At 39.2% G+C, this 7,523-nt stretch carries 7 protein-coding genes; 6 read left to right on the top strand and 1 reads right to left on the bottom strand.

The features are described from left to right. Positions 1–297: 297 nt before the first annotated feature. Entirely contained in the window at positions 298–1,209 is a 912-nt protein-coding gene (locus Q1B07_RS25780; protein WP_299091201.1) for an NAD(P)/FAD-dependent oxidoreductase, read from the top strand. A 73-nt stretch (positions 1,210–1,282) separates the two neighbouring features. After that, positions 1,283–1,537, top strand: coding sequence for a hypothetical protein (locus tag Q1B07_RS25775; protein WP_299091199.1), 255 nt, complete (start codon positions 1,283–1,285; stop codon positions 1,535–1,537). Positions 1,538–1,584: 47 nt separating this feature from the next. On the opposite strand, the gene Q1B07_RS25770 is transcribed toward Q1B07_RS25775, so the two are convergent. Next, the gene (locus tag Q1B07_RS25770) at positions 1,585–2,430 is read right to left on the bottom strand and encodes an AraC family transcriptional regulator (protein ID WP_299091198.1); all 846 of its coding nucleotides are present in this window, start codon (positions 2,428–2,430) and stop codon (positions 1,585–1,587) included. Positions 2,431–2,700: 270 nt separating this feature from the next. Between Q1B07_RS25770 and Q1B07_RS25765 the strand changes: the two genes are divergently transcribed. The 4 genes from Q1B07_RS25765 to Q1B07_RS25750 all read left to right on the top strand — a co-directional run. After that, the gene (locus Q1B07_RS25765; protein ID WP_299091196.1) at positions 2,701–3,870 is read left to right on the top strand and encodes a galactokinase; all 1,170 of its coding nucleotides are present in this window, start codon (positions 2,701–2,703) and stop codon (positions 3,868–3,870) included. A gap of 24 nt (positions 3,871–3,894) precedes the next feature. Further along, on the top strand, positions 3,895–4,884 hold the full coding sequence (galE, locus tag Q1B07_RS25760) for a UDP-glucose 4-epimerase GalE (RefSeq protein WP_299091194.1): 990 nt from the start codon (positions 3,895–3,897) through the stop codon (positions 4,882–4,884). Positions 4,885–4,994: 110 nt separating this feature from the next. Continuing rightward, positions 4,995–6,524, top strand: a complete 1,530-nt coding sequence (gene galT / locus Q1B07_RS25755) for a UDP-glucose--hexose-1-phosphate uridylyltransferase (RefSeq protein WP_299091313.1) — start codon at positions 4,995–4,997, stop codon at positions 6,522–6,524. Between the two features lie 376 nt (positions 6,525–6,900). Continuing rightward, positions 6,901–7,523: acyl-CoA dehydrogenase family protein (locus Q1B07_RS25750; protein WP_299091192.1), on the top strand; the 623-nt coding region annotated here is incomplete at its 3' end.

Below are 7,523 nucleotides of genomic sequence, written 5' to 3'. Positions count from 1 at the left end.
AGGTAAAGTACACCTTCTATTCCTGTTCGCCTTATGCTTGTCGCCGATAGGCAGGCGCCTTGCGCTTTTTTTATAAAGTACCCTCGTTTTTTAAACTCAAACCTCTTATTATTAGAAAGAATGTTGAAATAAAGGAGGCTGCAAAATTAACTTTAAAACATCACTTTGACTTATTCACAACATAATTTACAAAAACATCTTATCTAGAGATATCCACAACCTTTTTCCCATTTGATGCATGATGCCATCCGAATTTACACATTCTAATTTGAGCGAATAAAAAAAGGACGTGTACGGATGGCGAAGAAAACATTTGAATGTATTATCATTGGGGCAGGTATTGCAGGTCTCCAGGCTGCAATTCAGCTGGGAAGATATATGCATGATGTGCTGGTGATTGATAATCAAAATGGACGATCAAATCTTTGCAGAGGCTATCATAATATCCTTGGCTGGCCAGACGGCGTAAGTGGGCAAACTCTCAGAGAATTAGGACATAAACAAGCAAAAACCTTTGGAATTGAATTTGTGATTGATCTTGTCACCGAAGCGGAAAAACAGGATAAGCAAATAGAACTAAAAACAAAGCTGGGGGAACAGTACAAAACTAAGACGGTCTTAATTGCGACAGGGATAAAGGACCAGATCCCGCCAATCAAACATATAGAACCATGCTTGGGAATATCAATCTACGTTTGTCCGGATTGTGATGGTTATGAGGTAAGAGATCAGCATGTCTTATTATTAGGCTCCGGCAACACAGGCGCAAACCTTGCTTTAACCTTAACCTATTGGACAAATAGAATAACCTTCATCAACCATGATCAAAAAACACTTGATGAAGAAGTAAAAGCAAAACTTGTGCAAAAAAACATTAACGTCATAAATGAACCAATTGATGAGGTGATCGCTGAAAATGAATCAGATTTTAAAGGGATTAAGCTGAAAAATGGTGAAGTCATTTCCGGCGACAAAGGGTTTATCGGCTTTGGCGGCAATGTCGTTCACTCGGAAATAGCGAAACAATTAGGTGTTGAACTGCTTGAGAATAAGCATATCCTAGTAGACCCCCGAACAAAGGAAACAAATATAACAAATGTATGGGCAGCAGGAGATGTTGTCGCACATTCCGAGCAAGTCACAATCGCAATGGCGGATGGCTGTCAGGCAGCTATTTGGATACATAAGCGACTTTTAAAGGGAGAATAAAAAGATTGTTTTACCTATTCCAATCCGTCTTGTATCATAGGAGACAAGGAGTTTAAAAGGGGAGACGGAGGCAATGAAGAAAGAAATTGAACAACTGTATGATGATGTATATGAAACGATTGAAAGCTATCATCTCAAATCACATCAGTATGTAAAACAATTTTCGGAAACACCTAAAAGCCTTAGTGAGGAAGAAAAGGAAAAGCTGGAGCGGATTGAATTTGCTCTGCAAGCGGCGAAGGATATTTTAGAAAATATGATGACCCCCGGAACAACGATGACCATTATGCACCAAAAGGGATCGATACAGATTGATTTAAATAAATAAAGACAAACGCAGCTTGCCATTGACAGCCAGCTGCGTTTTTGCATGGGTCATTTCCCTTGCCTAATCTCCCCAGGTGATTTCCCCAGCATCCTTCGAGTGACTTTATTTAAATAGTTGGCGTTTTTATAACCAACCAATTGGGCTATTTCATCAACTGAGTATTTCGTATTTTGTAAAAGCTCGGTCGCCTTTTGCAAACGAATAGTTGTTAAGTATTGAATTGGTGTCACGCCGGTTTCTTTTTTGAATAGCCGTGTGAAGTGATATTTGGACAATTGTGAAGCCTCAGCCATTTCCTCGGCACTTATATCATCTTGATAATAATTTTTGGCAAATAGGGCAGCGCTTATAATTCCTTCTGACCAATCCTCCATCAGTTTATCAATATTAGCAAGATGGACATAAAGCTCCATAATAAACTTGTAAGCAATACTTGACCCTTCATAGGCATTGGTGATTTTTTTGCCTCTCGCCTCGTCATAAATTTCCTTCACAAGCTTAATTGGAGCCGATTCTGGATGAAAGCGGACAACCTGGTTGCCTGTTGATTTGACATAATCCCAGCAACGTTTCGCTTCGTTTCCATATAGAGTTAAATAGATAAACTCCCATTTTAATGAATCCTTCGGCAAATAATAATGATAATTACTCGGACTGCTGACAATGAAAGCATGTCCAGCCTTTACTTTATGCACGTTTCCATCAATATTGATTTCCCCATGGCCGGATATTGTATATTGAAAAATGCACTTATCCTGATCCTTACGTTCTGTTCCGCTCCAATTATAAATAGAAGAGTGCTGCTCATCCCATCCGACAGACCAAATTTGGGCTACATGATTTACATGATGCTCTGTAAAACGGAAAGCAATCGCTCCAGTTTTTTTATCCATAGCAAAATAACCCCCTTTTTATACCCTTTTTCTGAGTGTAAAAGCAAAAAAGGGATGAATTTGTCTTTCGTTTTTAATCTATAAGGCTAAATAAACACTAAGTTAACGTTTAATGTACTTAGAATTAAAGCAAATATGTGCTATTTTCTCTTTGTAATTTTACCATTGTAACGTTCGGTTTTGAAACTTACAATTTAAGTAACAAATAGAATTTCTCTTACAAAAAAAGATAGTGATAACCAAAATAAGCTATAATGAAGGGTGATTTCAATGAGAGAACAAATGATGGAGCAATTTACAAAGCTATTTCACACTAGTCACGATATCCGCTCTTTTTTTGCACCAGGTCGTGTCAATTTAATTGGTGAGCATACAGATTACAATGGCGGACATGTTTTCCCTTGTGCGTTAACATTTGGAACATACGCTCTCGCAGCGTTAAGAAATGATCAAACAATTCAAATGTATTCAATGAACTTCCCGGAGGTTGGTGTGATTTCGATCTCACTTGATAAACCGTTATCATATGAGAAGGAACATGATTGGACCAATTATCCGAAGGGTGTCCTAAAGGAATTTATTGATAAGGGTGTCGAAATAAGTCAGGGATTTGATGTATTATTTTATGGAAATATTCCAAACGGAGCAGGCTTATCATCATCGGCATCGATTGAGCTGGCAACAGCTGTGATCCTGCAAGCCCTCTATGAAACAAGTTTTTCAAGAGTTGACCTTGTGAAGATGAGTCAGCATGCAGAAAATGAATTTATTGGGGTAAGCTGTGGAATCATGGATCAGTTCGCGATCGGAATGGGCAAGGAAAACCATGCCATTTTATTGGATTGTCAAAGCCTGAACTATCAGTATAGCCCGATTGTCCTTAAGGATGCATCCCTTGTCATTGCAAATACAAATAAGCGCCGGACACTTGCGGATTCAAAATATAATGAACGCCGTTCTGAATGTGAAAGAGCGCTAAAGGATTTGCAAAAGGAGTTACAGATTCAATCATTGGGTGAATTAACTCCAGAGCAATTTGAGAGCCATCGTCACTTGATTCAAAATGAAATTGATCAAAAACGCGCAAAGCATGCGGTATATGAAAATGCACGTACTCTTGAAGCTGTAGAAAAGCTAAAAGAAGGTGATTTAGCAAGCTTTGGTCAGCTTATGTGTGATTCTCACACCTCACTACGTGATGACTATGAGGTAACAGGCTTTGAATTGGATACTTTAGTTGAAGCAGCAATGAAGCAAGAAGGTGTGCTTGGATCGCGCATGACGGGGGCCGGCTTTGGCGGATGTACCGTATCAATTGTAAAAAATGATAACCTCGAAGCATTTATTGAAGAGGTTGGCAAAAGCTATCATGAAAAAACAGGGCTGACAGCAGAATTTTATGTAGCGAATGTTGGTGATGGTGCGAAAGAGCTTAGCTAAGTATATAAATAGGAGGTAAAAAAGATGGCAGTATTAGTATGTGGAGGAGCAGGTTATATCGGAAGTCACGCAGTATCAGAGCTGTTGGATCGAAATGAGGAGGTTATCGTTGTTGATAATCTGCAAAAAGGTCACAAACCGGCAGTTTTAGAAGGGGCAAAGCTTTATTCAGGAGATTTGCGTGATGAAGCGTTTTTAAAAAATGTGTTTCAAGAGAATGAGATTGAAGCAGTTATTCATTTTGCTGCTGATTCACTTGTCGGTGAGAGTGTCGAGAAGCCGCTGCAATATTATGAAAACAATGTATATGGGACTATGTGTCTATTAAAGGTGATGACAGAGTTCGGTGTCAATAAAATCGTCTTTTCTTCTACAGCGGCAACTTACGGCGAAGCAGAAAATATTCCGATTGTAGAAACAGATCCAACGGTTCCTACAAATCCTTATGGAGAAACAAAGCTTGCTGTAGAAAAAATGCTGAAGTGGAGCGAGCAGGCATATGGCTTGAACTATGTTGTGCTTCGTTACTTTAATGTAGCTGGAGCTCATATGGACGGAAAGCTTGGTGAAGATCATCAGCCTGAAACACACTTAATTCCGATTATTTTACAAGTAGCGCTTGGCGACCGCGAAAAAATCATGATTTTCGGTGATGATTATAACACACCAGATGGCACATGTATTCGCGACTATATTCACGTAACAGACTTGGCAGATGCCCACATTTTAGCGATCGATAAACTGCGCAAAGAAAACAAAAGCGCAACCTATAATTTAGGAAATGGCAATGGTTTTTCTGTAAAAGAGGTGATTGAAACAGCTAGAAAGGTAACCGGCCATCCGATCCCTGCTGAGGTAGCTCCTCGTCGCGCAGGTGATCCGGCAATCTTAGTAGCATCATCTGAAAAAGCGATCAATGAGCTTGGCTGGAAACCAAAATATGCTGACCTTCACACAATTATCGAGAGTGCTTGGAATTGGTTTCAAAAGAACCCGCGCGGTTACGAAAAATAAGATCAGCAAAAAAATAAGAGGCTGTCTCAAAATTTAAAGGTCAGATCCTTACGAGACAGCCTCTTGCAACATCATGCTAGAGAATGCTACAAGGGGATGATGACGTGTCTATCAATATTTATCAAGAAATTGAACGATTAGTGCAATTTGGATTGAAGCAACAGCTTATTTTTGAGTGGGACGTTCCTTTAACACGCAACAAAGTACTAGAGGTTTTACAATTAGATGATTTTAAAGCGGTAACAGTCCAAGAAGAAGAGAAGCTTACTTCACCGGTAGCTATTTTAGAAAACATATTAGACTGGGCTGCTGTGAATAACCTTTTGCCTGAAAACACGGTAACATATCGTGATTTACTTGATACAAAGATCATGGGATGTTTTGTCCCATCACAGGGAGAGGTTATTCGCCGCTTTCAAGAAACGGTAAGGAAAGATGGACCGAAAAAAGCGACCGAATCCTTCTACCAATTTTCACAAGATGTTCATTATATTCGCACAGATCGCATTGCGAAAAATGAAAAATGGCTGGCTCACACAGAGTATGGCGATTTGCAAATGACAATCAATTTGTCAAAGCCTGAGAAGGATCCTGTAGCCATTGCCGCTGCTAGAAACCTGCAAAAAAGCGAATACCCAACCTGTCTGCTTTGTAAAGAAAATGTCGGATATGCCGGACGCTTGGATCATCCAGCTAGACAAAATCATCGGATCATTCCGGTAACACTAAATGATGAACAGTGGTTCCTCCAGTTCTCGCCATATGTTTATTATAATGAGCATGCGATTGTCCTTTCCGGTGAACATAAACCGATGAAGATTTCACGGGAAACGTTTGTCAAGCTGCTTGATTTTGTTAAGCACTATCCTCACTATTTTCTTGGTTCAAATGCTGACCTGCCGATCGTTGGCGGTTCAATTTTAAGTCATGATCACTTCCAAGGCGGACATCATACGTTTCCAATGGAGGTAGCAGAGATAGAATACGCCTTTACGCTTGAAAAATATCCTTCCGTCGAATTAGGGATTGTGAAGTGGCCAATGTCTGTGTTAAGGCTGCAAGGAGAACATCCAGAAGATTTGATCAATGCTGCAGATGAAATCTTGCAGGAGTGGAAGAATTATAGTGATGAATCGGTTGAAATTCTCGCATTTTCTGGCGAAACTCCGCATAATACGATCACACCGATTGCTAGAAGAAGAGGAAGTCTATTTGAGCTAGATCTCGTGTTGCGAAATAATCGAACTAGTGATGAACATCCGCTGGGTATTTTCCACCCGCATCAAGAGGTCCATCATATTAAAAAAGAAAATATCGGACTGATTGAGGTAATGGGCTTAGCGGTGCTGCCAGGCAGACTCTTAGACGAACTGAAAAAACTAGCAACAGTCCTTGTGAATGAACATGAGTTAACTAGCATTCAGGAAGATGAAGAGCTGTCCAAGCATTATGAATGGGCGAAAAAGATAAAAGTGAATCATCCGCACTTAGATCAAAATACGGCCTATCCAACATTATTAGAGGAAGTTGGCCAAGTCTTTGCTACGATTCTTGAGCATGCTGGTGTTTTTAAGCGGGATCAGTCAGGTCAGGAAGGCTTTAAACGGTTTATTAGGGAATTACAGAAAAAAGTCAAATAAATTGAAAATTGCTAGTATAAGATAATGGTAATCTGGCGATGATGATAGTACATCCCCCCCTAATCTTTATATAATGTATGGGCCTCCTTAATTGTAAGGGGGTTTTTTTGTTGTCAAGATATTTATTAGCGTTACGTAATAACTAAATGAAGGTGTCGATATAAAATATTTTCAGTAAATCTCCATCTGATTGATGATATAAATTAAAATTCCTAGTTGACAGATGGGAATAGTTTTATTTATGATATGTAGTATATTTATAATATTTGGAAAATAATTTTATCATATGAGCTTAGCTAATCAGTCAACTGAAGGCTACTTCCATTATTAAGGGGAGTAGTCTTTTTTATTTAAAAGAGTTAGGAGGCCCAAAGGTATGCAAGAATTATTTATAAAAAATAGTAAACAACGTGAGTGGATTGAACGTCTGTCTCCATTAGAAACGGATTTTAAAGAACGTGCCTCCCTCATTGACGAGGAGGGTAGTTTCCCTTATGAAAATATTCAGTCATTACGAAACATGGGTTATACCAAATTAACTTTGCCAACAGAGTTCGGTGGTGCAGGATTTTCTCTATATGATGCCATTCTTTTACAAGAAAAACTGGGAAGCTATGATGGGAGTACAGCATTATCTATTGGCTGGACATTAATGACGGTTGGAGAATTATTTGAAAATCGAAATTGGCATCCAGAAAAGTTAGCCTATCTTGCTGATGAAGTGAATAATGGCGCCATCATTAACAGGGCGGTGAGTGAAGTTGCTACAGGAAGCCCCATTCGTGGAGGACGGCCAGGAACAAATGCGAAACAAGTAGATGGAAAATGGGTGATTAATGGATGTAAAAGTTATACAACCTGCTCACCTGTACTAGATTATTTTTTAACATCTGCTTGGATAGAAGAAAAGGAAACGGTAGGTTTTTTTCTTATAATATCAGAATTTATATATTTTCTTAACATAGCTTGCGTTTCTGAATCTAGCTCCAGGCGCCATCG

Origin of the sequence: uncultured Metabacillus sp., assembly GCF_947503125.1 — a bacterium.
Taxonomy (GTDB): domain Bacteria; phylum Bacillota; class Bacilli; order Bacillales; family Bacillaceae; genus Metabacillus.
Note: the sequence above shows the minus strand (reverse complement) of the source record. Positions and strands in the feature narration are given on the sequence as shown.